Consider the following 24,701-nt stretch of genomic DNA (forward strand, 5'->3'; position numbering starts at 1 on the left):
GTAATTAATTCTAAAATGCAAATAAGGATAACATTATAATATGGAGGTTTAAAAATGAGTGTATTATTTCAAGCAATAAATAATTTTTTTGATTTTATAGTTCCTATTGCGGATTTTCTATGGGAATTTCCAACTAATTTTAAGTGGTATCAAAACATCCCGGTTTTAGGTAATTTTGCCTTTGCAGTTATTTTACTTTTAGGAACAGGAATTTATCTTACATTTAAAACTGGATTTATTCAAGTTATGGCATTTAAAAAAGGAATTAAGATTCTTGCTACAAAAAAGGAAACAGATACTGGGGTTAGTTCATTAGCATCATTTTTACTAAGTTCTGCTATGCGTGTAGGTCCAGGTAATATTATGGGGGTTACAGGTGCAATATCTGTTGGCGGACCAGGGGCACTATTTTGGATGTGGGTTTCAGCTTTCTTTGGTATGTCCACGGCTTTTGTAGAATCTGTACTTGCACAGCTTTTTAAAGAGAAAAATGGCAAGGAGTTCGTGGGTGGACTTCCATTTTATGGTCAAAAGATTTTGGGAAATAAACGGTGGGTAGGTATTATACTGTCTTCACTTTTTATAATATATGCACTGTTTGTTATCCCATCTCAAGCTTTTCATTTATTTACAAGTTTCGGTTCAATAGCTGATACTATAGCTGGAAAAACCTTTGGACGTCAATCCACAGTTTATTATGGTATAGCAATAGTCTTAATAATTACTGTTCTTTTGACTGTAATTGGAGGAATAAAAAGAGTTACGGCGGTTACAGACATAATAGTACCTATTATGGCGGTTATCTATACAATTATAGTTGTTTTAATAATATTAGTTAATTTAGATAAAGTTCCGTATTTCTTTAAAGAAGTGATTGGTGGAGCATTTAAGCCCAATGCATTATTTGGTGGGGCATTTGGTGTAGCTTTAGCTCAAGGAATTAAGCGTGGGTTAATGTCCAATGAAGCTGGGCAAGGAACAATTACAATGGCGGCTGCTACAGCGGAGAATAAACATCCTGCAGAACAAGGTTTTGTACAATGTCTAGGAGTTTTTCTTGACACAATGGTAATATGTAGTATGACTGGATTTGTTATTGTTATGGCACATGTTTGGACAGGCACCGCTGGGGTTTCATGGGAAAGTATAGAAGCGTCAAAACTTACAGTTTACCTATCCTCAATCAAATACTTAGTTCCTGGTACTGCATTAGATGGAACAGTTACAATTATTGTTTCGCTATGCTATGGAATGTTTGCATTTACAACATTGCTCGGTTTAATATTGTTTGCAGAAGTCTCCGCAAATTTAATATCTAGAAATAAGAAATTTATTATGGGAATACGTTTGGTTGGTGCATTATTCTTTGTTCCATTTGGCGCATTAACAGTTCTCGCTGGTTTAGAACTTACAAATTTATGGTACATAGGTGATTTTGTAAATATTGTTTTAGTTTATGTAAATGTTCCAATTATATTAATTGGGTCTAACTATGCATTAAAAATATTGAAAAATTATAAAAAAACCGATGGAACTAAATTCAAATCAAAATCTATTGGTGTTGATACTGATGTTTGGAAATAAGGTACATACTTAGAATAAACTTAATTAATAGGTAATTTAGTAAACTTTCTTAAAATAGTATGGATTAAAAGAAGCAAAGTATACTATTTAGGGTATACTCTAATAGAGGTAATTATTTTCTTTAAGTAGAAAAACAAGGAGGCATTTTATGAAAACATTAAAGGGTACAAAAACAGCTGAAAATCTTATGAAATCATTCGCAGGTGAATCACAAGCTAGGAATAGATATACTTATTATTCATCTATAGCGAAAAAAGAGGGATATGTACAAATAGCTAATATATTCATAGAAACAGCAGATAATGAAAAAGAACACGCTAAAAGATTTTTTAAGTTTTTAAATGAAAGTTTAAATGGAGAAGTGGTAGAAATTAATGCCACATATCCTGTAGGTCTTGGAGATACTAAAGCAAATTTATTGTCAGCAGCAAATGGAGAAAATGAAGAGTGGTCAGATCTTTACCCAGCATTTGCGAAAGTTGCACAGGAGGAAGGCTTTGATGATATCGCGTTTGTTTTTAGAAAAATTTCTGATGTTGAAAAGCATCATGAAGAAAGATATAGAGAACTATTAAGTAATATAGAAAATAATACAGTATTTAATAAAGAAGAATCAGTTATTTGGAAATGTAGAAACTGTGGTTATATTTTTGAGGGAAAAAGTGCTCCGAAAATATGTCCAGCTTGTGTACATCCTCAAGCATATTTTGAAATATTCGCTGAAAAATATTAATAGCATTTCAAATGATGCAGTATTAAAAATGCCGTAGCAACCTTCGTGGATTCTTAATATAAAAAATAAAAACAACCCCCATTTTGATTTAATTAATTTGGGGGTTGTTCTATATCACGCTTTGACTTGGTAGTTGTAATGTATAAATATTCAGTGTAAATTATTTAACGACATATATTAATGTAGCAAGAGAAGGGAAAATGTACAGTGCATTTACGGTTCTGGGGAAAGATAAAGATAAAATATATATTTGGTTATTAAAGGAAGGTTATTTTAAAGAGGGAGATAAGCTAATCCTAGAAAGTGGAATAGCAATTCCCGTAGTTCTATATATCAAGAATGGTAAGAATGGAATTGAAATTACCAATCATAAATATCCAGAGGATGGAATTGGCTATGAGAAAGGCATGAAAAAACGGTTTGCTTATTATGTTAAAAACACAATTGGTAGTAATTACAATGAACGTGCAGACAAACTTGAAAAAATTATAAAAAATAGATCTGATGAAGATTTTAAAAATTAAAATATAACTCAAAATATGAATTCAATAGATTTAAAGTAAACACTGAACTAAACTTGTATCAACAATGCGAGTATCGCTTTCAAGAAATTTTGGGTTTTTACTCAGTTATTTTGTTTTTTGTAAACTTTCAATATATTCAAGCATTATAGATTGATTCTTAACTAACATTTTTTGATCTTCAATTAATAAATCTATTTTCTTATGCAAATCTTGAACGATCAACTCTGATTTCAGATTTATTTTATAATCATTTTTTGATTTTATTCTATCTTTATCTTCCTGTCTATTCTGACTCATCATTATTACAGGTGCTTGTATAGCGGCAGTACACGATAGTACTAGATTAAGAAGTATAAATGGAAAGGGATCAAATGAATTCTTTAAGATGATATTTAATACTATCCATATTCCTATAATTGCTAATGCTGCAATTATAAAACCCCAGCTGCCTACTGATGCGGCTATTTTATCAGCCATCTTGTTTCCAAAAGTAAGAGTTTGTTTATGAGTAATCGTAGTATCTTTGGATATCTTATTTCCTATTAAGTCATGCAATAGATCTTCTTCAATATCGTTAAAAATCTCTCCTTGCTCTAATATTTCGTTTACAATTATTTCTGTATCTAAAGTATCATTTCCATTTGACATAGTAATACCCCTTAGTTGTCTAAGTACCCCTATTTTAATAGGGAAATTGATATAAATTAAAGATATGTTCCTTTAGATTTTTCGCGTTGATTTATTAAGTATTTGCGAATTATGAAGTTTTTTATTTTCGTTGCTTCTTAGAATATAAATTCTATTTGGGTGATTATATCCCATAGTTAGATATGAAGTTCCGTGATCTGTTGCCATTGTTAAGCCTTCACTTTCTCCTGCTTTATTTATAGGATAAGAGGTAATTATTTTACCCTCATAGTTAAATACTGTAACTTTATTATCTGTATATAAATAAATATACATCCCATCAACATCTAAACCTTGTGGAACGCCTTGATTAGGAATACGAAAGGTAGTCACTGTACTCATATCAGCTAAATTTATAATAGTAAACATAGGGGTTCCATTATCACCACCATTTAAAACGGTATGCAATATTAAATAATCATGGACATTATCTATTGCAAGTAATGCCGATGTTCCTAAACTTGAATAATTTAAATCAGCTTGTATTGTACTTGAATCATAATCAACTACATAAACATGAGTTAGATTAATGCCGCCTCCATTTGCAACATAAATTTTTCCTGTACTAGCTCTATATGCAATTTCGGCAGAATGACCCATAGCCATAGGGTCTGTTTCAGAGATTTTATTTCCTGTTAGATTATATTTAACTATTTTCCCACTTCCATTTTTTAAATCAAAACTACAATAAAAATATCCATTATGGAATGTAAGCCCTTGCATAACACCTGTATCTGGTAAATCAAATAGTAGTTCATATTCGTTTTTTTTAGTTGTAATAGGAATATGGTTAGATAATGGCTTATCGTAAATAGCATTTGATGAGTCTAATTTTTTTACCTTACAATTAATGGGATCCGTTGTATGCACAGCTACCTGTGCCGTCATTTTTAGTGCTTCTTTTGGCTTAATAGAACATTCTATTATAATAAAAAATAAAGCTAAGATAAATATACATATTTTACAAACTTTCATTTAAAAACCCCTTCCTTTTGCTTTGGGTTTGCTTAGCGATGCTGACAATATTAGATTATACTATATTGTTAAATAATTGACAACTGTGGGAATGTTAGGAAAGTAAATTATTTAATATGTATTAAATAATCACATAGAAGCTATTGACAATAAATTCTATGTGGTATAGTATATGAGTAGATGTTCATGTACGAATTAGTAACAAAATAATATTCGGTTAGATCCCATTGTAACAAATGGGGTTTTAGAGACATACTATATGATTATAGGAACATATAAAGATACAAGAAAAAGTAGGAGGGAAAAGAGTGGTTGATATATTTAAAGCATTAGCGGAAGAAAACAGACTTCGTATAATGGCACTTATTATTCAAGGTGAAATGTGTGTATGCGAAATCGAAGAGTGTCTAAATATGACGCAGTCAAATGTTTCACGGCATTTAACATCACTTAAAAAGTGTGGGATATTAGAAAGTTACAAAAAGGCACAATGGACATACTACAAAATAGATAATAAATTTATAGAGAAAAACCCAGACTTATTTGCTTATTTAATAAAGGAACTCAAACAGATATCTTGTTATAATAGCGATTGTGAAAAACGGGATAAATGTAAACTACAAAATTTATGTGATTGTAAAACACAAAGTTAACGACATTTCAGTACCACAGGTGATGATCTTAGGAGGAGTGATTAATTATGAGTGAAGTTAAAACACCAGAGATTGGATTTTTTCAAAAATACTTGACTGTTTGGGTAGCTATTTGTATGAGCGTAGGTGTGCTTATTGGCAAGTTTATTCCAGGGATTCCGGAATTCTTAAATAAGTTTGAGTACTCCAGGGTTTCCATCCCCACTGCTATACTCATTTGGGTAATGATTTATCCCATGATGATGAAGGTAGACTTTCAAAGCGTTAAAAATGTAGGAAAGAACCCTAAAGGGTTATATGTAACATGGATAACGAATTGGCTTATAAAACCATTTAGTATGTATGCAATAGCTTCATTTTTCTTTTTTGTAGTATTCAAAGCATTTATAACACCGGAACTAGCTACACAATATCTTGCAGGAACCATATTACTTGGGGCCGCTCCATGTACTGCTATGGTATTTGTGTGGAGCCACCTTACTAGAGGTAATCCTGCATATACTGTTGTGCAAGTAGCCACAAATGATTTAATCATTCTGGTTGCATTTATACCTATCGTGAAATTTCTTTTAGGTGTCAGTAACATCACAGTTCCTTGGAATACACTCATTTTATCAGTTGTTTTGTTTGTTGTTGTTCCACTAGTTGGAGGCATTTTAACTAGAATTACGGTAACAAAGAAAAAAGGCACAGAGTACTTTGAAAATACATTCCTCCACAAGTTTGATAATGCAACTACCGTTGGATTGCTACTTATGTTGGTATTGTTATTCTCATTCCAAGGTGAAACTATAATAAACAATCCAATGCACATTTTACTAATTGCTGTACCACTAACTATTCAAACATTTCTGATTTTCTTTATTGCTTATTTAACAAGTAAAAAGTTAAGGCTAACGCATGATATTGCCGCACCTGCTGGAATGATTGGGGCATCAAACTTTTTTGAACTTTCAGTTGCTGTTGCCATTTCTCTGTTTGGCATGGATTCTCCTGCAGCTCTAGCTACAGTGGTAGGAGTGTTAGTTGAAGTGCCAGTAATGCTGATTCTTGTAAGAATAGCAAACAAAACCAAGCATTGGTTTCCACAACCAGTAGTTCATAATAATTAAGAATATTAAAAATATTAAAAGTGATAATAATAATAAAAAGTAATAAAATAATAAAAAGTATTAAAATAATAAAAATGATTGGAGAGATTATTAATGAAAAAAATGCAAATATTTGAACCAGCTATGTGTTGCTCAACAGGACTTTGCGGCGTAGGCGTAGATCCAGAGCTTCTTAGGATTTCGACTGTCCTTAGTGCATTAAAGAAAAATGGAGTTGAGGTTGAGAGGTTTAACCTCACAAGTTCACCACAGGAATTTGTGAATAACAAAGTAGTTAATGACTTTATAAATGAAAAAGGCATTGATGGGTTGCCTGTTACTGTTTTGGACGGTGAAATCGTGTTAATAGGTAAGTACCCAACCAATGAAGAACTAGTTAAATTTCTAAATATAGAATTTAGCTTTTTAGGTCAAGAGCGAAAGACTTTCAAAATAAAAGTAACTCCTAAATCAGGGGATTGTGGCTGTTCTGGTGGGAAATGCTGTTAACGACATTTTAGAAGGGAAGTCTCCCACTTCTGTAAGTGGGAGTTACATGTCCTAACAAATAGAAAACTTCAGCGGGAGTATAAATCTCCTCTGAAGTCGTTAATATGCAGCTCCGCAGGAGATGATTTAATAATGTAACCGAAGCGTATCAAATACAAGCCAAATTACAAAAGTACTTAATAATGAAGCTGGAGGTAAATAAACATGGGAATTTTTAATCCGCAAAATATTAAACTTACAAAATATTTATTTTACACAGGCAAAGGTGGTGTAGGTAAAACTTCAACCGCTTGCGCTACAGCAGTCATCCTTGCAGACGGTGGGAAAAAGGTGCTTCTTATAAGCACTGATCCTGCGTCAAATTTGCAGGATGTTTTTAACACTGAGCTTACAAATAAAGGTATCCCAATTAAGGAAGTTCCAAATCTCGTTGTTGCTAATCTTGACCCAATTCAAGCGGCAGCCCAGCACAGAGAGAGCGTAATCGCACCTTACCGTGGTAAGTTGCCAGATGCAGTGCTTAAAAACATGGAAGAACAACTTTCTGGATCCTGCACTGTTGAAATCGCAGCGTTCAATGAATTTTCAAAATTCATAACCGATGAAAGATTGCAGGAGGAATATGACCATATTATATTTGATACTGCGCCTACTGGTCACACACTTAGAATGCTTCAATTACCATCGGCTTGGAGTAATTTTATTAGCGAAAACACACATGGTGCATCCTGTTTAGGCCAGCTTTCTGGTCTAGAGAGTAAAAGAGAAATCTATAAAAAAGCAGTAGAAACATTATCCGATGGAGAATTAACAACACTTATGATTATCTCTAGGCCTGAAATGACACCGCTTAAAGAAGCGGAAAGAGCATCAAAAGAACTTTCGCAGATTGGTGTAAACAATCAAACAATGATAATTAATGGTGTGATGAGTTCTTATGATGACGGTGTGTCCGAAAGGCTGTATCAAAAACAGCAAAAGTCACTTAAGGAAATGCCACAGGGACTTAAGGGAATTACTGCCTACATGGTACCCCTCAGGGCTTACAATATAACAGGGATGGAAAATGTCAGGGCACTTCTTACCAAAGATAATTATAGTGTCAGCAATGAAAAGATAAACGCTGAAACCATTCCTCAGTTAAAAGATGTTATTGAAGAACTGTATAAAAGCAACAAAAAGGTAATCTTCGCTATGGGCAAGGGTGGCGTAGGTAAAACTACAATTGCGGCGGCGATTGCTTTGGGATTATCGGCAAAGGTCAAAAAAGTACATCTTACCACAACTGACCCTGCAGCCCATCTCAAATTTGTTATTAATGAGAGTAGTAATATTACGATGAGCCACATTGATGAGCAGGCTGAACTTAAAAAATATAAGGATGAAGTGCTGTCTAAGGCAAGAGAAACTATGGCAGATGATGATATTGCCTATGTTGAGGAGGACCTCCGATCTCCATGTACACAGGAGATTGCAGTATTTAGAGCCTTTGCAGAAATAGTAGAAAAAGCGGTCGATCAGATCGTTGTCATCGATACCGCTCCAACAGGGCATACTTTACTGCTACTTGAGTCAACTCAAAGCTATAACCAAGAAATCAAACGCTCACAAGGCGATATTCCACAATCTGTGAAAAAACTGTTGCCAAGGCTCCGAAATGCTGATGAAACTGAAGTCATCATTGTAACTCTTGCTGAAGCTACACCTGTATATGAAGCAATTCGTCTTGAAGAAGATTTAAAACGTGCAAAAATTGCGACAAAATGGTGGGTTATAAACTCATCACTACATGCGACAGGTACAACCAATAAATTGTTAGCCGCAAAGGCAAGCAATGAAATTGAATGGATTAACAAGGTTGATGCGCATGCAAACGGTAAATTTGCGCTCATCGCGTGGAGTCCTGATGAAATTAAAGGTGACAAGTTAAATGAGTTATTACTATAAATTCTAGATATCAGGAACTTTGGTGGAATTGGTATTCGTTTTCATGTGCCTAACTATTGATTTAATTTATTTGTGGAGTATAATATATTTATAAGATAGGTGATGGAGTTCACCTTAACCATTGCAATTTTGCAATTAATGACTCCTACTTAGTGGTTTATGCTAAGTAGGAGTCTTTTGTTTTGTAAAAAACATCAAAGAAAAGGGAGGGATTGTAATATGGCAATGAGTTTAGCGATTATAATTATTCTAGGACTAATGGCCAATAAATTATTTGAAAAATTAAAACTTCCAGGACTGCTTGGAATGCTAATTTTGGGGGTGTTACTAGGACCTTATGGTACAAATATAATAAGTTCGGATATACTTAGAATTTCACCAGATTTAAGAAAAATTGCACTTATTATTATCCTGCTAAGAGCGGGCCTTGGGATTAAAAAGGATACTTTAAACAAAGTCGGGGTTCCTGCCTTAAAAATGAGTTGCATACCTGGTATTTTTGAAGGGCTTAGTATTATGTTTATAGCAAGCTATGTACTTGGAATAACAAAAATTGAGGCTGGAATGCTTGGATTTATAATAGCTGCAGTTTCACCAGCAGTAGTTGTTCCACCTATGCTTAATTTTATATCCAGAGGGAAAGGAGAAAAAAAAGGCATACCAACCATAATACTCGCAGGAGCTTCTATTGATGATGTTTTTGCAATAACTATATTTTCAACTTTCTTAGGTTTATATGGCGGTAAAAATGTAAATATACCAATGAAAATATTGGATATTCCCATATCTATTTTTATTGGGATTGCAATTGGTGTCATTGTAGGAGCTTTATTAGTAGTGACATTTGAAAAATATCACATGAGAGATACTAAAAAAACTTTAATAATAATTGCTGCAGCAATTATGATAACAGGAATTGAAGATGTTTTTAAAAATATAGTACCCATTGCAAGTCTTTTAGGCGTAATGACTATTGGTTTTATCCTTTTAGAAAAATACGCTAAAGTAGCTAATAGAATATCTTTAAAACTTAAAAAGGTCTGGGTAATTGCAGAAATTTTACTTTTTGTATTAGTTGGAGCGGAGGTCAATATATATGTTGCCTCATCATCAGGTGTATTAGGTTTAATTATTATTGCAGGTGGACTAGTAGCAAGAAGTATAGGGGTATTAGTATCATTAATGGGTACTGATTTAAATGCAAAAGAGAGACTGTTTTGTGTGATCTCATATATTCCTAAAGCGACTGTGCAGGCGGCCATGGGCGCAGTACCATTAGCTGCTGGAGTTAAATCCGGAGAACTTATATTGGCAATTGCTGTATTGTCCATATTTGTAACCGCACCACTTGGAGCTATAGGTATTAAAGTAGCAGGGGAAAAGTTATTGCCAGACGACTAGATTTCATATTTATATTACTACTGTGTTAAATCATCTCCTGCGGAGCTGAACAGCTTCAAAGAAGATGGATTGACTACTCCAGAAGGAGATTTATAATCCCACTGAAGTTTTCTATTTGTTAGAGTAGGTAACCCACACTTATAGACGTGGAAAACTTTCCTTCTGAAATGTCCTTAAAAGACGTCCTATTTATAGATTTTAGAATAAAAATTAAATAATAATTGTTTTATTTTTAAAAATATGGTTAATAATTATAAATGGGTACCATAACTATTAACTTTATAAAAAAATATTATAATAAATACAATATAATATATCAATGAAAGTTGATTATATATGAACAATTATATATAATAGAGTGTAGGATAAAAATCATAATATATATAATAATATTATTAGTATTATACGAGGAGGAATGTAAATGAATATAGACGTAAACACGCCAACAGATGACCTGTTAAAAACATGGGCTATGTATTCACAAAAGCTTATCTACACTATGCTTGAAAAAGAAGAACTTGATGAATTTAAAAAAATAAAATTAGTCCTAGTAACAAAAGGAATTATTAATTTAGAAATACATAATGTTTATGACAAAGAATATATTTTGCACTACACTAAGCAAGGCGGTATATTTAAAAAGCAAATAATGTTAGATAAATAACTAACTTAGAATAAAATTTTTTAAGAAAATGACTAGTGATTATGCTAGTTATTTTCTTATATTTATATATAGAAATTTTAGAAGGAGAATGATGTTATGAAACTAAAAGTAGCATTTATATGTGTTCATAATTCTTGTAGATCACAAATGGCAGAAGCGCTCGGAAAGATATTTGGGTCATCTGTGTTTGAAGCTTATTCAGCAGGTACTGAAACTAAGCCCCAAATTAACCAAGATGCGGTAAGAATAATAAAGAATTTATACAATGTAGACATGAATGAAACTCATGCATCAAAATTAATAGATGATATACCAGAAGCTGATATTGTAATAAAAATGGGATGTAATGTATCATGTCCAATTATGGCACACAAGTATGAGGAAGATTGGGGTCTAGAAGATCCTACTGGGAAAGCTGATGAAGAATTTATAATAGTGGCGAAGATAATCGAAGAAAAGGTTAAAAGCTTAAAGAAAAGAATAGAAAATAACGAAATTGATCTAACATCATCAAAGATGATAATTTAATAGCACCGTAGGTGATGATTTAAGGTTGAGAAATTACTTCTCAACCTTTTTTATATAATAATTGGATATAATCAATTGTTATATGGTATAATTATATTTAACTAGAGTAAAGGTAACCATGGTTAATGTATTTATTAGGAAATTACAAACATTTTATTATTTTAACGACATTTCAAAAGGGAGGCTCCCACTTCTATAAGTGGAAGTTACGTACCCTAACAAATAGAAAACTTCAGTAGGAGTATAAATATCCTTCCGGAGTCGACGATTCATCTTCTTCAAAGATGTTTAGCTTCGCAGGAGATGATTTAACGTTTAGTATGATAAGAAAAGTGTTATAAAATATATAGTTAAATAAAGAGAGTGGTGTTTATATAATAAGCGGCGCTTTGAAATATAATTTTATTAAAAATATAAAAGAAAAGGTAGGTGAAAAACCTGATTTATGGCTAGGTAATAGGAAGAGAATACTTGGAATAGTAAGTTAATATTAGTATAGTGGTACTGACCTAAGTAGTTGAGTCCTGTGATACTGTCATTATGTTTAGTCGACAAAACGAAAATATTGGATGGATAGATTGCCAAATATTTAGGAATCAGGGAAGTATTGAATAATAATTATAAAAGTAAAGGTAAAAATAAAATTAGAGTTATTCCAATAGGTGGACTTGGAGAAATTGGAAAAAATATTACTGCGATAGAATACAAAGAAGAAACTATCATAATAGATTGTGGAATAGCATTCCCAGACGTGGATATGTATGGAGTGGATTTAGTAATTCCTGATATAACATATCTTTTAGAGAATAAAGATAAGATAAAAGGGATTTTTCTAACCCATGGTCATGAAGATCATATAGGCGCATTACCATATGTTTTAAAACAAATGAATGTTCCAGTGTATGGAACACGTCTAACGCTCGGACTTGTAGAAAATAAGTTGCAAGAACATGGAATATTGGCAGATTGCACCCTAAATGTAGTAAAATCGGGAGATATTATAAAGCTAGATAAAATCAGTGTAGAATTTATAAGAGTTAGTCATAGCATAGCAGATGCCTGCTCCATTTGTATACACACGCCTATTGGTAGAATTATACACACAGGTGACTTTAAGATAGACTATACTCCAATTGATGGAGAAGTTATCGATTTAGAGCGATTTGCAAAATTAGGTGGGCAAGGAGTACTACTACTAATGGCTGATAGTACTAATGTAGAACGCCCTGGATTTACTATATCTGAAAAAGTAATTGGAGAAACTCTAAATAAAATATTTTATAAGGCAGAAGGCAGAGTAATAGTAGCTTCATTTGCATCAAATATTCATAGAATACAACAAATTGCTAATGCTGCAGTTTCGAATGGAAGAAAAATAGCATTTAGTGGAAGAAGTATGGAGAGGATTTCTGAAGTAGCTATGAATCTCGGATATTTACATATACCGCCGGAAGCTATAATTACTGTATCAGATCTTCATAATTACCCTGATGATAAGGTAACAATAGTAACTACTGGTAGTCAAGGTGAACCGCTAGCTGCATTAACAAGAATGGCATCATCAACTCATAGAAGTATCCAAATACAAAAAGGTGATTTGATTATTTTATCTGCATCTCCTATTCCAGGGAATGAAAAGTTCATATACAATGTTATAAATGAACTATTCAAAAAGGGAGCTAATGTAATATATAATACTACAGAGGAAATTCATGTTTCCGGGCATGCGTGTCAAGAGGAATTAAAATTAATCCATACGCTAGTTCGTCCTAAATATTTTATGCCAGTTCATGGTGAATATAGACATCTTAAACAACATGCGTTGCTTGCAGAGAAATTAGGAATGGATTCTGAAAAGATTTTTATTGCAGAAACAGGACAAATATTAGAAGTATCCCCAAGCGAATGTAGAATAGCAGGAAGAGTTCAAACGGGAGCCGTAATGGTAGATGGACTTGGAGTAGGGGACGTTGGGAATATCGTTCTTCGAGATAGAAAGCATTTAGCAGAAGAAGGTATACTTACCGTGGTAGTTACTATAGAAAGAGAAACTTATAGTATAGTAGCAGGACCAGATATAATAACTAGAGGGTTTGTATATATGAAAGAATCCAATGAACTTATTAATGAGGCCAGAGACATTGTGAGAAAAGAATTAGAACAGTGCTTAAATAATAAGATTAAAGAGTGGGTAGTAATAAAAGCTAGTATCAGAAACGCTTTAGGCCAGTTCTTATATATAAAAACTAAGAGAAGACCTATAATTATACCAATAATAATGGAAATTTAAGAAAACTAAATTTTTATGTTCTTTATTTTTAACGATATTTCACAAGGAAGTCGCCCACTTTTATAAGTGGGCGTATAAATCTCCTTTTGAAGTCGTTAATTCAGCTCCGTTGCAGCTGTTCAGCTTCGCAGGAGATGATTTAAATAAGTAAAAAAGTATGTATTATAATAATACATACTTTTTTTTATATACTTTTTGTTAAAGTCGAATAAAATGTTGACAGATTGCAAATACTTGGATATAGTATAAAGGTAAATGCAAATCATTTGCAACAAGCAACAATAATATAACAGCACTACAGGTGAAGGTTTAAGGAGTGAAAAAATATTGAGAAAAATTATTAATGCCATACTTTTAACATGTATGATAGGTACATTAGTTGGGTGTTCAAATGCTACAACCAGTAAGCAAAGTGACCAGTCAAAACTACAAGTGGTAGTGTCTTTTAATCCATTAAAGGGATTTGTGCAGGCTATTGGAAAAGATAAAGTAGAAGTGAGAACAATAGTACCGGAAGGTTCTGAACCACATGAATTTGAACCGAAAATAAAGGATATGGAAAACATAAGTAAAGCTAGTTTGTTCGTCTATACGGGATTTGGAATGGAATCCTGGGTAGATAAAACTTTAACGGCTATAGATAATAAAAATTTAGTTGTAGTTGATTCATCTATTGGGGTAAATCCAATAAAAAACGAGGGCGAAAAAATTAAGGAGTATGGTCAATATGATCCACATATATGGCTGAGTCTAAGAGAAGCGAAAATTCAAACTAAAAACATAAAAGAAGCATTAGTTAAGGCTGATCCAAAAAATAAAGATTTTTATGAGAAAAATTTCCAAGAATTATCAGGTGAACTTGATAAGCTTTATAACGAATATAAAGTAAAATTTGATGCGGTAACAAATAAGAATTTTGTTACAAGTCATGCTGCTTTTGGGTATTTGTGCAGAGATTTTGGTTTAAAGCAAAACAGTGTAGAAGGTGTATTTGCAGGAGGTGAGCCTACCCCTCAAAAATTAAAGGAGATAATAGATTTTTCCAAGAAAAATAAAATAAAAGTTATTTTTATGGAAGAACTTGCAAGTGGAAGAGTATCTGAAGCCATTGCAAAAGATTCAGGTGCTAAGGTGCAAAAAATATACACAATAGAAAGTAATGAAGGAAATAAAACATATATAGAGAGTATGAAAGAAAATCTATCCAATATATATAATAGCTTAAAATAATAATTAACCCCATCTTAGATTAATTAAGGTGGGGTTAATTAATTTTAATTTCTTAATGTTATCAGCAGATAACCTTATATACTATTTGATGTCTATAGTCTATTGTTTGTTCCTATTGTATAATTAAACTAACAAGAATTTAATATATAATTACAAAATTCACTGTTTGAAAAGTAGCACCTTTTATTGTAGAAGTTATGAACAAAAGCTCTAGTAAAAGGTCAGGCATAGAAAAGCTTGCAGGGGAATTAGAAATAAAGCCACATGAAATTATATGCATAGGGGCTTTAGGGAATGATAAACAAATGATTGGGTATGTAGGACTTGGAGTGGTAATGGGGAATGCCTTTGTGGAAATTAAAAAAAACGCTGATTATGTGATAATTGATCAGTTCTATCTTGGGATAGACAAGTTCTATCAAAAATAATATGAGCTACATTATGTATACATTATATATAGTAAGGTGGAGATACTATGTTTGCAGAGGAAATTGTAGAAAAGACAAACGTAGAGCTTACATAAAATGAAAGCGGGGTATAAATCTATGAAAAAAATAAACTTTGCGATAATAGGATATGGTGGTATAGCAAAAACTCACTTATTAGCAGTTTACGACGCTAACGTAAGGTTTTCACTCCCTTATGAGTTAAATTTAACACATATTGTAACTAGAAAGCCTACAAACATACCCATAAGTTGTGTGAGAAATGTTACGGACATTGAAGAGGTCCTTAAGGATGAACAAGTTCATTTTATAGATATATGTACCCCGAATGATTCACATTTTGATATTGTAAAAAAAGCAGCTGCGTATGGAAAAGCTATTTACTGTGAAAAGCCTCTAGCAACGAATATTTTTGATGCTATGGAAATGGAGAGACTTGTTAAGAAAAATAATATAATAAATTCTGTAGCCTTAGTTTATAGATTTATGCCCGCTCTCTCTCTATTAAAAAGAGAACTTGAAAAAGAGACCATAGGGAAGATTATAGATTTTAAAGTTAGAACTTATCATGACAGTTATTTAAATGAAAAGAAAAAGGGCACTTGGAGAACTGGGAAAAATTCTGGCGGAGGAGCACTACTGGATTTAGGTGTTCATTTAATTGACATGATACAATTTACTATGGGAGATATAGAAGAAGTAGAAGCGAAGACTAGGATTTATTTTAAGGAAAGAGCAGAGGTTGATGAAATTGCAAATTGTGATTTTACATTAAAAGATGGAACTTTCGGAAGTCTAGAGGTTTCAAGAGTATTTACTGAAAGAGAACAAACAGATGATTTCGTAGTTTATGGTAGCAAAGGTAGTATAAAAATTAATTTTAATAATCCTTATGAAATTGAAATATATAGATATGAAAGTAGCTCAACAGAAATTAAAAATGTAGCATCAGGAGATAGTCTATTAAAATATTATGCTGACAAAAGGAACTCCCTAGGATTTTTCCAAAATTGTCATACAGCTTCACTTATAAATTTTGCTAATAAAATTTATAATAATTGCAGCGATGGCATTGATGGCGATTTCTCAGATGCATTAAAATGCCAGAGAATAATTGATAAGGTGTATGGGAGATAGGCATTAAACCACTATAAACAAAACGGGATACTTAAAAAGCATAACATTTAATACCGCGCTACGTAGAAAAAAAACTGTTTTTGTGATATATTTATTAGCATATAGGTAAGACTTACAAGGTATGTGAGGTATACAAGGTATGATAAGCATACAAGATATGATTAGCATAAAGTATGCTAGATTAAAAGGAAGGTGTCAAATATGGAAAATAAAACGACTTCATCAAATTTTATAAGAAATATTGTTAAGGAAGATATAGAAAGCGGAAAACACAAAAAAATAATTACTCGTTTTCCACCAGAGCCAAACGGATATTTGCATATTGGGCATGCAAAGTCAATTATTTTAAATTTTGAATTAGCAGATGAATTTAAAGGTAAGACAAACTTACGTTTTGATGATACTAACCCAGCAAAAGAAGACAAAGAGTACGTTAAATCTATAGAAGAAGATGTAAAATGGCTTGGATTCAAGTGGGATGATTTATTTTTTGCATCAAACTATTTTGATGAAATGTATAAACGTGCTGTATTATTAATAAAAAAGAATATGGCTTATGTGTGCGATCTTACAGCTGAGGAAATGAAAGAGTACAGAGGTACTTTAAGAGAGCCAGGTAAAGAAAGTCCATACAAAAATAGAACTGTGGAAGAGAACCTAGATCTATTTGACCGTATGAGAAAAGGTGAATTCGTTGATGGATCTAAGGTTCTAAGAGCTAAAATTAATATGAGTTCTCCTAATATAAACATGAGAGATCCAATAATTTATCGTATATCTCATGCGGTGCATCATAATACAGGAGATAAATGGTGTATTTATCCTATGTATGATTATGCGCATCCAATAGAAGATGCAATTGAGGGTATTACACATTCGATTTGTACTTTAGAATTTGAAGACCATCGTCCATTATATGATTGGGTAGTAAATCAATGCGAAATGGAAAGTAAGCCAAGACAAATAGAGTTCGCAAGATTAAATATAACAAATACAGTAATGAGTAAAAGAAATCTTAAGCAATTAGTAGACGAAGGAATTGTAGATGCTTGGGATGACCCACGTATGCCAACTATAGCAGGACTAAGGCGTCGTGGCTACACACCAGAAGCTATACGCAATTTTTGCAGAGAAATTGGCGTTGCAAAAGGTAACAGCACTGTAGATGGACAAATGCTAGAGCACTTTATAAGAGAAGATTTAAGTCCAAAGGCGCTTAGAACTATGGCAGTTTTAAGACCATTAAAAGTAGTTATTACAAATTACCCAGAAGCTCAAGTGGAAATGCTTGAAATTGAGAATAATCAAGAAAATCCAGAAATGGGAACTCGCCAAGTCTCATTCTCAAGAGAAATATATATAGAACGAGAAGATTTCATGGAAAATCCACCTAAGAAATACTTTAGATTGTTCATAGGTAACGAAGTAAGGCTTAAGGGAGCATACTTTATAAAATGTAATGAAATGATTAAAGATGCTGACGGAAATATATGTGAAATTCATTGTACTTATGACCCAGAGACTAAGAGTGGTAGTGGATTTACAGGGAGAAAAGTTAAAGGAACAATTCACTTTGTAGATGTAGTAAATGCAGTGCCTGCAGAATTTAGGTTATATGAGCCTTTAATTTTAGATGAGAAGCAAGAAGAAGGAAAAACTTTCATAGATCAAATAAATCCGGATTCTATAGAAATATTACAAGGGTTTATAGAACCAAATATGAAGAATTCAAAACCACAAGATAAATTTCAATTCTTCAGACATGGATATTTTAATGTAGATTCTAGATACACAACCGATGATAAAATAGTGTTTAACAGAATAGCATCTTTAAAAAGTTCATTTAAAATTAATAAATAAAAGTTAATAAAAAAAGCAAGTACAAGATTTTATCCTGTACTTGCTTTTTTTAATTATAATAGTTTAGTTTCTATTTCTTCTTTAATTCTTGAAATAAATGAGTCTAAAGAAGTTGCACCTTCATCACCATTTTTGCGGCTTCTAACAGAGACTTCATTTAGTTCTGCCTCTTTTTCACCAACTATTAATAGGAAAGGGGCTCTTTCATTACGAGCTTCACGAATCTTGTAGCCAATTTTTTCTGCTCTAAAGTCTGCAGAGGATCTGATTCTTGATTCCTTAAGCTTTGCAACTACCTTTTCTGCATAATCATGATATTTTTCAGAAATAGGTAATACCTTAACTTGTAGTGGTGCAAGCCAAGTTGGGAAGGCACCAGCATATTTTTCTATAAGCATTGCAAGTGTTCGCTCATAGCAACCAATAGAAGTTCTATGGATAACATATGGACGCTTTTTAACTCCATCTTTATCAATATAAGTCATGTCAAATCTATCTGGCAGTGCGAAGTCAATTTGCACTGTAATTATAGTATCTTCTTTACCATGAACATTTTTGAATTGAAGGTCAAGCTTAGGACCGTAGAAAGCAGCTTCACCAATAGCTGTTTTATAATTTATTCCTAAGTGATCTAGTATATCTTTCATCTTCGATTCAGTTTCTGCCCAAGCCTCAGGGTTGTTAATATACTTATCTTTATTTTTTGGATCCCATTTAGAGAATCTGTAAGTAATATCATTTTCGATTCCAAGTGTTTTCATTACATAGTTAATTAAATTTATAACATCTTTAAATTCTTCTTCTAATTGCTCAGGGGTAACAACTAAATGACCCTCTGAAATAGTGAACTGACGTACTCTCATAAGACCATGCATTTCACCGGAAGATTCATTTCTAAATAAAGTTGAAGTCTCCCCATATCTAATTGGAAGGTCACGATAACTCTTTTGATCTGCATTATAAATTGTAAATTGGAATGGGCATGTCATTGGGCGAAGTGCCATGACTTCCTCATTTTTAGATTCATCACCAAGGACAAACATTCCATCTTTATAATGATCCCAGTGACCAGACATTTTATATAAATCGCTCTTAGCCATAAGAGGAGTCTTAGTTAAAACATAACCTCTTTTTTCTTCCTCATCTTCAACAAAACGTTGTAATAATTGGATTACCCTTGCGCCATTAGGCATAAGTAGAGGCAAACCTTGACCTATAACATCTGATGTTGTAAAGAATTTTAGTTCACGGCCAAGCTTGTTATGGTCTCTTTTTTTAGCATCTTCCATCTTCTCTATATGAGCATCTAAATCGGATTTTTTAGTGAAGGCAGTTCCGTATATACGGCTAAGCATCTTGTTTTTCTCGTTACCTCTCCAGTAAGCTCCTGCAACTTGAGTAAGTTTAAATGCCTTTACATACTTTGTAGACATTAAATGTGGTCCCGCACAAAGATCTGTAAATTCGCCATGTTTGTAGAATGATAATTTTGCGTCAACTGGTAGGTCTTCAATTAATTGAACTTTGAAATTTTCATCTCTTTCTTCCATAAAAGCAATAGCTTCATCTCTTTCAAGCTCGAATCTTTCTATTGGAAGATCTTCTTTAACAATCTTTTTCATTTCTACTTCGATTTGTTTAATTTCATCTGCTGAGAAAGAATCTTGTTTATCAAAATCATAGTAGAAACCCCCATCTATAGCAGGTCCGATGGCAAGTTTTGTACTAGGGAACAATCTCTTTACTGCTTGAGCTAAAATATGAGTAGCACTATGCCTAAAGGCTTTTTTACCTTCTTCGCTATCAAAGGTTAATATACTAACATCGCAGTCCTTAGTGATTTTATAACGTAAATCTACGATTTCATCATTAACCATTCCAGCACAAGCAACTCGTGCAAGGCCCTCACTAATATCTTTCGCAATTTCAATTACAGTCATTTCAGATTCATAAGTTTTAATTGAACCATCTTTTAATTTAATGTTTATCATATGTATTGCTCCTTTCTTTTATCTTATAGGGTTAAGTCATATTTGAGAAATAACACTAGCATAAATATTATGCACAATTCTTTAAACCTATATTTTTATAAAACAAAAAAAACCCGTCCCAATTCTAATTATAGAATTGGGACGAGATTATAATTTCCCGCGGTTCCACCCAAATTGTTTATAAAATAAACCACTTAATAATTATAACGGAATTACCGGACTTTATTGAAGTCACTCAGAGGCAGTCTTCAGCCAATTTCATTTAAGAATACTTCCAGCTAAGGTATCCTTTCTCTGTAAATGTGCCATGGCTTACTTTTCTCTTCGTAGAATTAAATTATTATATTTATATTAATTATAGCACTTGCACTAAAGATGTCAAGGTAGCAAATAAAGTTATTTAGGCGTTTTCAACAAAATAAATAGTAGGTAAGATTTTCTATTTTACTACTTTAAATTGTGGTGGATAAGTATTTTCAGAGAGTACATCAAAGATGAAACCTTGATTTGTAAGACCCTCAATAATTTCAGGTAAGGCTTCAACTGTTGTGGTTTTTGGATTTAAATCATGCATTAATATAATGGCGTGTTTAGTCCGACTAGATTGAGTTAAAACTGATTCTATAATCTTATGTTTGTGCTGACAAAAAGCGGAAGCATCACTAGAATCAACATTCCAATCAAAGTATTTATAACCATCCTTATTCATTTCACTAATTACAGTGCTCATTATTTCCATGCCACCGTAACTGTGACTAATAGTATTATTAGAGCCACCAGGATATCTTAAAATATGACTAGGCTTTTTACCTGTAATTTCAGTAAGGAACGAATCTAATTTTTTTACGTCTTTTTTAAAATTATCTGGCGATGCATAAATACTATTATAATCATGACTGTAAGTGTGATTAGCTAAAGTGTGCCCATCGTCAGAAATTTGTTTATACAAAAATCTTGATTCAGGGTGACCATTTACAAAAAAAGTAGCCTTAATATTATATTTTTTTAGGACTTTTAAAATTTGTAAAGTGTTGCTAGATACCCCGTCATCGAAGGTTAAATAAGCTATTTTAGTATTATCTAATTTGGATTTATATAAGACTTCATCCTTTTTGATAGTACTTTCGAGGATCTTATTTTGTGATTTTAACTTCTTATTGTCCTCATGAATCTGAGCTATTTGATGCGACAATAAACTATGTTGATGTTCACTTGAAACTACGGTTACTTGGCTAACTGCGACTCCTAAAAACGAAGTAATGCATAAAGTAAAAATAGAAATTTTTACTATTAGGAATTTTAATGAGTGCTTTTTTTCTATGATTGAAATTCTCATAGTAATACCTTCCTTTTTTATATTCATGTACATATATTATCTATATCAATTTGTAATAGGTTTAACGACATTTCAGAAGGAAGTCTCCAACTTCTATAAGTGGGAGTTACATCCCCCGAACACACAGAGAACTTCAGTGGAAGTATAAAGCTCCTTCTGAGGTCGTTAATACTTCAGCTCCGAAGGAGATGATTTAAACCTATTAACTTTTTCTGAAACGCTAGAAGCTGTTTCAATCAATTGATAATTTGTCTTTGTTAAAGTCTGATTTTCACCTTTTAGAGAATCAAATTCGATTCTTAAAGATTCAATTTTGAGTTTATTAGCATTTATTTTACTGTTATTAAAGAAATAAAAAAATATTGAATTTAAAAATAGGGCACTAACAAGCATTATGGAAATAATATTTTTCTTTTTCATTCTTACTCTCCTTCCTTGTAAAACTTACCAATCGACAATATTATACACTGCAATGTGTTATAACTCAACTTCTGCATTAATAAATAATGGGTTTTTTTAATAAATAAGGTAATGTTTTTGCAGACAAAGTGGGGGACGGTTAACAATTATTAATATAATTGTTAACCGTTTTGTCAGGTTTCACGAGAAGTTTATTTTATGTAATGTTTCCCAATTGCATAAAAATGGACAATTTTCATAACAAATACATAAAACTGTGGTATATTTCTTAGGAAGTTATAAATTCTAAACAAATGAAGGGGATGTACTAATGAAGAATGCATTAAGAAATCTTGCAGTTATGATGATATTAATTTTTAATTCAAACGTAACTGTATTAGCTGTTGGACCAAATGCAGAGGTGCAGAAGAATGACTCATTATCTAAAATTGAAGGACAAAGAGAAAAAATCGAAATGAAAATAGAAGAATTTGATAATGAAATTCAACAAAACATGGCTAAAACAGAAGAGAATAAAGATAAAATATCTAAAACTGAAAAGGCAATTGAAAGTGCCGCAGTGGAGATTAATCAGGTCGAAAAAGAGGCTGAAAAAGAACAGAAGGTATTTAATAGTAGGATGAGAACCATGTACATAAACGGGTTTAATGGGTATGCGAGCATAATACTTGATTCAGAGAGTTTCGGTGATTTTGTATCAAGAGTAGAAAATATAAAAACCGTTATAGAGTATGATAAAAAAGTAATGGATGAGTTTGAAGATACCAGAAAAGAATTAAATGAAAAACAGCAAAATTTAAACAAGACAAAGAAGGTATTATTGAGTCTACAAGTAGAAAATAAGCAGAAGTTAAATAAGATGATCGCAACTAAAGAATCACAAAACAAATTACTGGCTGAGCGAAATAGCAAGGAAAAACTTCTTCCAGTAGGGACAAGCAATCCACAAATATTAGCAACTAAAAACATAACAAAAGCAAATGAAGCATCACCTAAATTTACACCTTCAAGAGGCGCAGTTACTCCATCAAGTAATGCTGTAATAGCCTATGCCTCTAACTTTCTTGGCACACCATATTTATGGGGCGGTTCATCGCCAGCGGGATTTGATTGCTCAGGATTTACGCAATATGTATATGCACATTTTGGAGTATCCATAGGAAGGACAACCTTTGATCAGATAAAGGATGGCGTACAAGTGTCTAGAAATAGCCTTCAATCCGGAGATTTGGTGTTGTTTGGAAGCGTTGGTAATCCCCATCATGTAGGTATATATGTAGGGAATAATACATATATACATGCTCCTAGTACAGGAGATGTGGTTAAAGTTTCAGCTATGACAAGATCAGATTTTATATCAGCTAGACGAGTGAAATAGAAAGTACATAATTAAAAATAGTAAAGCATAAAATTTCTCCTTTGTGACGTGCAAACGAAAGAGAATTTTATGTTTACCATACAACATAGTGGGGACGGTTAACAATTATTAGTTATAATTGTTAATCGTTTTTAAAGTTTTACGAGGAGTTTATTTTCACAAAATAATTCCAAATTGATAATCTTCATAACAACTACATAAGTTTTTGATAAATTTTTTCTATGATTATAATTTACTTTATCATATTACAAATCTTAGTATCCATGATTACTAATAGCTCTTTATTAACCTTTGAAATAGGATGAATATTGAATTTATGGTATTTTTAAGCGCATTTTATTTGGATATCTTTATATTAGGATGAGTTTCGGTTATCATAGTAATAACAGCATTAGACAATTGATTTTTCTTGCAGAATTTCACTTTCATGTTATCAATTCCTGTATATATCGATTATGCTAAACCTTAGGGGAATATAATAATGATCGGAATTTAATTTAAACAAGTAGGGACAGTTAACAATCATTTGTCTTTTTATTCAAGAAATAAGTGGGGACGGTTAACAACCTTTTAGCTTTTATAATATAAAAATGTGTAACTATCAACTATTAGGATTAAAGAAGGGGTAATTAAACATGGATAATATATTGATTATTGAAGATGAAGAAAAGGTTTCAGAAATATTAAAAGCATATCTTGAAAAAGAAGGCTATAGAGTACATTGCACCACAAAGGGACTGGAAGGCATAAAACTTTTCGAAAAAATTGAATTCAGATTAGTTATTTTGGATCTAATGCTACCGGACATATCTGGCGAAGAGGTGTGCGGTGTGCTAAGAAAAATTTCTGAAGTGCATATATTTATGCTTACGGCAAAGGGTACATTAGAAGATAGAATACAAGGATTAAACCTTGGAGCAGATGAGTATCTTGTTAAGCCTTTCAGCCCGCGAGAACTAACAGCAAGAGTAAATGCTTTATTTAGAAGGATTAATGTAAATAAGTTTGAAACAAAAGTTTATAATAATGGAGATTTAGAAATTAATTATGACAAAAGAATAATTAAGGTACGCGGGACAGAAATAGCTCTTACACCAAATGAATTTGACATAGTGCATATTCTTTCATCTAACAGGGGAAAAGTATTCACAAGAGAGCAGCTTATTGAGAGAATAATGGGAATAGATTTTCAAGGTTTTGATAGAACGATAGATGTACACATTAAAAATATACGTAAAAAAATAGAAGAAGACAGTAGAAATCCTAAATATGTAATAACCGTAACTAGAATTGGTTATAAATTTGGTGGTGATTAA

General features: G+C 32.3%; 22 protein-coding genes, 1 riboswitch and 1 other annotated feature. Of the genes, 17 read left to right on the forward strand and 5 right to left on the reverse strand.

The annotated features are described in order from the left end of the window. Positions 1-54 precede the first annotated feature (54 nt). The 3 genes from ACWJJ2_RS15475 (at position 55) to ACWJJ2_RS15485 (ending at position 2,841) form a co-directional block, all read left to right on the forward strand. A complete protein-coding gene (locus ACWJJ2_RS15475) occupies positions 55-1,584 on the forward strand; it encodes an alanine/glycine:cation symporter family protein (protein WP_462953455.1) in 1,530 nt (509 codons plus the stop codon). Positions 1,585-1,732: 148 nt separating this feature from the next. Next, positions 1,733-2,317: a rubrerythrin gene (rbr, locus tag ACWJJ2_RS15480; protein WP_462953456.1), complete on the forward strand. Its 585-nt coding sequence runs from the start codon at positions 1,733-1,735 to the stop codon at positions 2,315-2,317. Positions 2,318-2,517: 200 nt separating this feature from the next. Next, on the forward strand, positions 2,518-2,841 hold the full coding sequence (locus tag ACWJJ2_RS15485; RefSeq protein WP_216302396.1) for a hypothetical protein: 324 nt from the start codon (positions 2,518-2,520) through the stop codon (positions 2,839-2,841). A gap of 105 nt (positions 2,842-2,946) precedes the next feature. Here ACWJJ2_RS15485 and ACWJJ2_RS15490 read toward each other — a convergent pair whose 3' ends face one another. Both ACWJJ2_RS15490 and ACWJJ2_RS15495 read right to left on the reverse strand, forming a co-directional pair. After that, positions 2,947-3,489 carry a DUF1003 domain-containing protein gene (locus ACWJJ2_RS15490; protein ID WP_216302397.1) on the reverse strand — a complete coding sequence of 181 codons (543 nt, stop codon included), beginning with the start codon at positions 3,487-3,489 and terminating at the stop codon, positions 2,947-2,949. A gap of 72 nt (positions 3,490-3,561) precedes the next feature. Then, on the reverse strand, positions 3,562-4,503 hold the full coding sequence (locus ACWJJ2_RS15495) for a YncE family protein (RefSeq protein WP_462953457.1): 942 nt from the start codon (positions 4,501-4,503) through the stop codon (positions 3,562-3,564). Between the two features lie 308 nt (positions 4,504-4,811). Here ACWJJ2_RS15495 and ACWJJ2_RS15500 point away from each other — a divergent pair, with 308 nt between their 5' ends. From ACWJJ2_RS15500 to ACWJJ2_RS15555, 12 genes are all read left to right on the forward strand, one after another. After that, positions 4,812-5,156, forward strand: coding sequence for an ArsR/SmtB family transcription factor (locus ACWJJ2_RS15500; RefSeq protein ID WP_216302399.1), 345 nt, complete (start codon positions 4,812-4,814; stop codon positions 5,154-5,156). A gap of 47 nt (positions 5,157-5,203) precedes the next feature. Then, the gene (arsB, locus tag ACWJJ2_RS15505) at positions 5,204-6,268 is read left to right on the forward strand and encodes an ACR3 family arsenite efflux transporter (RefSeq protein WP_216302400.1); all 1,065 of its coding nucleotides are present in this window, start codon (positions 5,204-5,206) and stop codon (positions 6,266-6,268) included. Between the two features lie 93 nt (positions 6,269-6,361). Then, positions 6,362-6,757: an arsenite efflux transporter metallochaperone ArsD gene (gene arsD, locus ACWJJ2_RS15510; RefSeq protein WP_462953458.1), complete on the forward strand. Its 396-nt coding sequence runs from the start codon at positions 6,362-6,364 to the stop codon at positions 6,755-6,757. Between the two features lie 204 nt (positions 6,758-6,961). After that, a complete protein-coding gene (gene arsA, locus ACWJJ2_RS15515; protein ID WP_462953459.1) occupies positions 6,962-8,704 on the forward strand; it encodes an arsenical pump-driving ATPase in 1,743 nt (580 codons plus the stop codon). 89 nt (positions 8,705-8,793) lie between these two features. Continuing rightward, positions 8,794-8,859: riboswitch (Fluoride riboswitch) on the forward strand. Between the two features lie 64 nt (positions 8,860-8,923). Next, the gene (locus ACWJJ2_RS15520; RefSeq protein WP_462953460.1) at positions 8,924-10,105 is read left to right on the forward strand and encodes a cation:proton antiporter; all 1,182 of its coding nucleotides are present in this window, start codon (positions 8,924-8,926) and stop codon (positions 10,103-10,105) included. 421 nt (positions 10,106-10,526) lie between these two features. Then, complete coding sequence (locus ACWJJ2_RS15525) at positions 10,527-10,769, forward strand: hypothetical protein (protein WP_165413837.1); 243 nt, start codon at positions 10,527-10,529, stop codon at positions 10,767-10,769. 96 nt (positions 10,770-10,865) lie between these two features. Then, positions 10,866-11,297: an arsenate reductase/protein-tyrosine-phosphatase family protein gene (locus tag ACWJJ2_RS15530; RefSeq protein WP_462952686.1), complete on the forward strand. Its 432-nt coding sequence runs from the start codon at positions 10,866-10,868 to the stop codon at positions 11,295-11,297. Positions 11,298-11,904: 607 nt separating this feature from the next. Next, complete coding sequence (locus ACWJJ2_RS15535) at positions 11,905-13,587, forward strand: ribonuclease J (protein ID WP_165413835.1); 1,683 nt, start codon at positions 11,905-11,907, stop codon at positions 13,585-13,587. Between the two features lie 324 nt (positions 13,588-13,911). Beyond that, a complete protein-coding gene (locus ACWJJ2_RS15540) occupies positions 13,912-14,817 on the forward strand; it encodes a metal ABC transporter substrate-binding protein (RefSeq protein ID WP_462954348.1) in 906 nt (301 codons plus the stop codon). A gap of 197 nt (positions 14,818-15,014) precedes the next feature. Next, positions 15,015-15,245, forward strand: a complete 231-nt coding sequence (locus ACWJJ2_RS15545; protein WP_462953461.1) for an HAD family hydrolase — start codon at positions 15,015-15,017, stop codon at positions 15,243-15,245. A gap of 117 nt (positions 15,246-15,362) precedes the next feature. Then, positions 15,363-16,400, forward strand: coding sequence for a Gfo/Idh/MocA family protein (locus tag ACWJJ2_RS15550; RefSeq protein ID WP_216302406.1), 1,038 nt, complete (start codon positions 15,363-15,365; stop codon positions 16,398-16,400). 201 nt (positions 16,401-16,601) lie between these two features. Then, entirely contained in the window at positions 16,602-18,260 is a 1,659-nt protein-coding gene (locus ACWJJ2_RS15555; protein WP_216302407.1) for a glutamine--tRNA ligase/YqeY domain fusion protein, read from the forward strand. 53 nt (positions 18,261-18,313) lie between these two features. On the opposite strand, the gene thrS is transcribed toward ACWJJ2_RS15555, so the two are convergent. The 3 genes from thrS to ACWJJ2_RS15570 all read right to left on the reverse strand — a co-directional run bounded on the left by thrS (position 18,314) and on the right by ACWJJ2_RS15570 (position 22,007). After that, entirely contained in the window at positions 18,314-20,251 is a 1,938-nt protein-coding gene (gene thrS, locus ACWJJ2_RS15560) for a threonine--tRNA ligase (RefSeq protein WP_165413831.1), read from the reverse strand. 134 nt (positions 20,252-20,385) lie between these two features. Next, positions 20,386-20,588, reverse strand: a binding site (T-box leader). Positions 20,589-20,690: 102 nt separating this feature from the next. Further along, a complete protein-coding gene (locus ACWJJ2_RS15565; protein WP_220286314.1) occupies positions 20,691-21,587 on the reverse strand; it encodes a polysaccharide deacetylase family protein in 897 nt (298 codons plus the stop codon). 165 nt (positions 21,588-21,752) lie between these two features. Beyond that, positions 21,753-22,007: a hypothetical protein gene (locus tag ACWJJ2_RS15570; protein WP_165413829.1), complete on the reverse strand. Its 255-nt coding sequence runs from the start codon at positions 22,005-22,007 to the stop codon at positions 21,753-21,755. Positions 22,008-22,317: 310 nt separating this feature from the next. Here ACWJJ2_RS15570 and ACWJJ2_RS15575 point away from each other — a divergent pair, with 310 nt between their 5' ends. Both ACWJJ2_RS15575 and ACWJJ2_RS15580 read left to right on the forward strand, forming a co-directional pair. Continuing rightward, positions 22,318-23,385, forward strand: coding sequence for a C40 family peptidase (locus tag ACWJJ2_RS15575; protein ID WP_462953462.1), 1,068 nt, complete (start codon positions 22,318-22,320; stop codon positions 23,383-23,385). 635 nt (positions 23,386-24,020) lie between these two features. Further along, positions 24,021-24,701 carry a response regulator transcription factor gene (locus ACWJJ2_RS15580; protein ID WP_165413827.1) on the forward strand — a complete coding sequence of 227 codons (681 nt, stop codon included), beginning with the start codon at positions 24,021-24,023 and terminating at the stop codon, positions 24,699-24,701.

It is taken from the genome of Clostridium sp. CM039, assembly GCF_055081075.1.

Coding starts and splice junctions, on each gene's coding strand:
- arsA (WP_462953459.1), top strand. CDS start 6,962: ATGGGAATTTTTAATCCGCAAAATATTAAACTTACAAAATATTTATTT.
- ACWJJ2_RS15545 (WP_462953461.1), top strand. CDS start 15,015: ATGAACAAAAGCTCTAGTAAAAGGTCAGGCATAGAAAAGCTTGCAGGG.
- ACWJJ2_RS15565 (WP_220286314.1), bottom strand. CDS start 21,587: ATGAGAATTTCAATCATAGAAAAAAAGCACTCATTAAAATTCCTAATA.
- thrS (WP_165413831.1), bottom strand. CDS start 20,251: ATGATAAACATTAAATTAAAAGATGGTTCAATTAAAACTTATGAATCT.
- ACWJJ2_RS15475 (WP_462953455.1), top strand. CDS start 55: ATGAGTGTATTATTTCAAGCAATAAATAATTTTTTTGATTTTATAGTT.
- ACWJJ2_RS15495 (WP_462953457.1), bottom strand. CDS start 4,503: ATGAAAGTTTGTAAAATATGTATATTTATCTTAGCTTTATTTTTTATT.
- arsD (WP_462953458.1), top strand. CDS start 6,362: ATGAAAAAAATGCAAATATTTGAACCAGCTATGTGTTGCTCAACAGGA.
- ACWJJ2_RS15555 (WP_216302407.1), top strand. CDS start 16,602: ATGGAAAATAAAACGACTTCATCAAATTTTATAAGAAATATTGTTAAG.
- ACWJJ2_RS15485 (WP_216302396.1), top strand. CDS start 2,518: ATGTACAGTGCATTTACGGTTCTGGGGAAAGATAAAGATAAAATATAT.
- arsB (WP_216302400.1), top strand. CDS start 5,204: ATGAGTGAAGTTAAAACACCAGAGATTGGATTTTTTCAAAAATACTTG.
- ACWJJ2_RS15575 (WP_462953462.1), top strand. CDS start 22,318: ATGAAGAATGCATTAAGAAATCTTGCAGTTATGATGATATTAATTTTT.
- ACWJJ2_RS15525 (WP_165413837.1), top strand. CDS start 10,527: ATGAATATAGACGTAAACACGCCAACAGATGACCTGTTAAAAACATGG.
- ACWJJ2_RS15530 (WP_462952686.1), top strand. CDS start 10,866: ATGAAACTAAAAGTAGCATTTATATGTGTTCATAATTCTTGTAGATCA.
- ACWJJ2_RS15550 (WP_216302406.1), top strand. CDS start 15,363: ATGAAAAAAATAAACTTTGCGATAATAGGATATGGTGGTATAGCAAAA.
- ACWJJ2_RS15490 (WP_216302397.1), bottom strand. CDS start 3,489: ATGTCAAATGGAAATGATACTTTAGATACAGAAATAATTGTAAACGAA.
- ACWJJ2_RS15520 (WP_462953460.1), top strand. CDS start 8,924: ATGGCAATGAGTTTAGCGATTATAATTATTCTAGGACTAATGGCCAAT.
- ACWJJ2_RS15580 (WP_165413827.1), top strand. CDS start 24,021: ATGGATAATATATTGATTATTGAAGATGAAGAAAAGGTTTCAGAAATA.
- ACWJJ2_RS15570 (WP_165413829.1), bottom strand. CDS start 22,007: ATGAAAAAGAAAAATATTATTTCCATAATGCTTGTTAGTGCCCTATTT.
- rbr (WP_462953456.1), top strand. CDS start 1,733: ATGAAAACATTAAAGGGTACAAAAACAGCTGAAAATCTTATGAAATCA.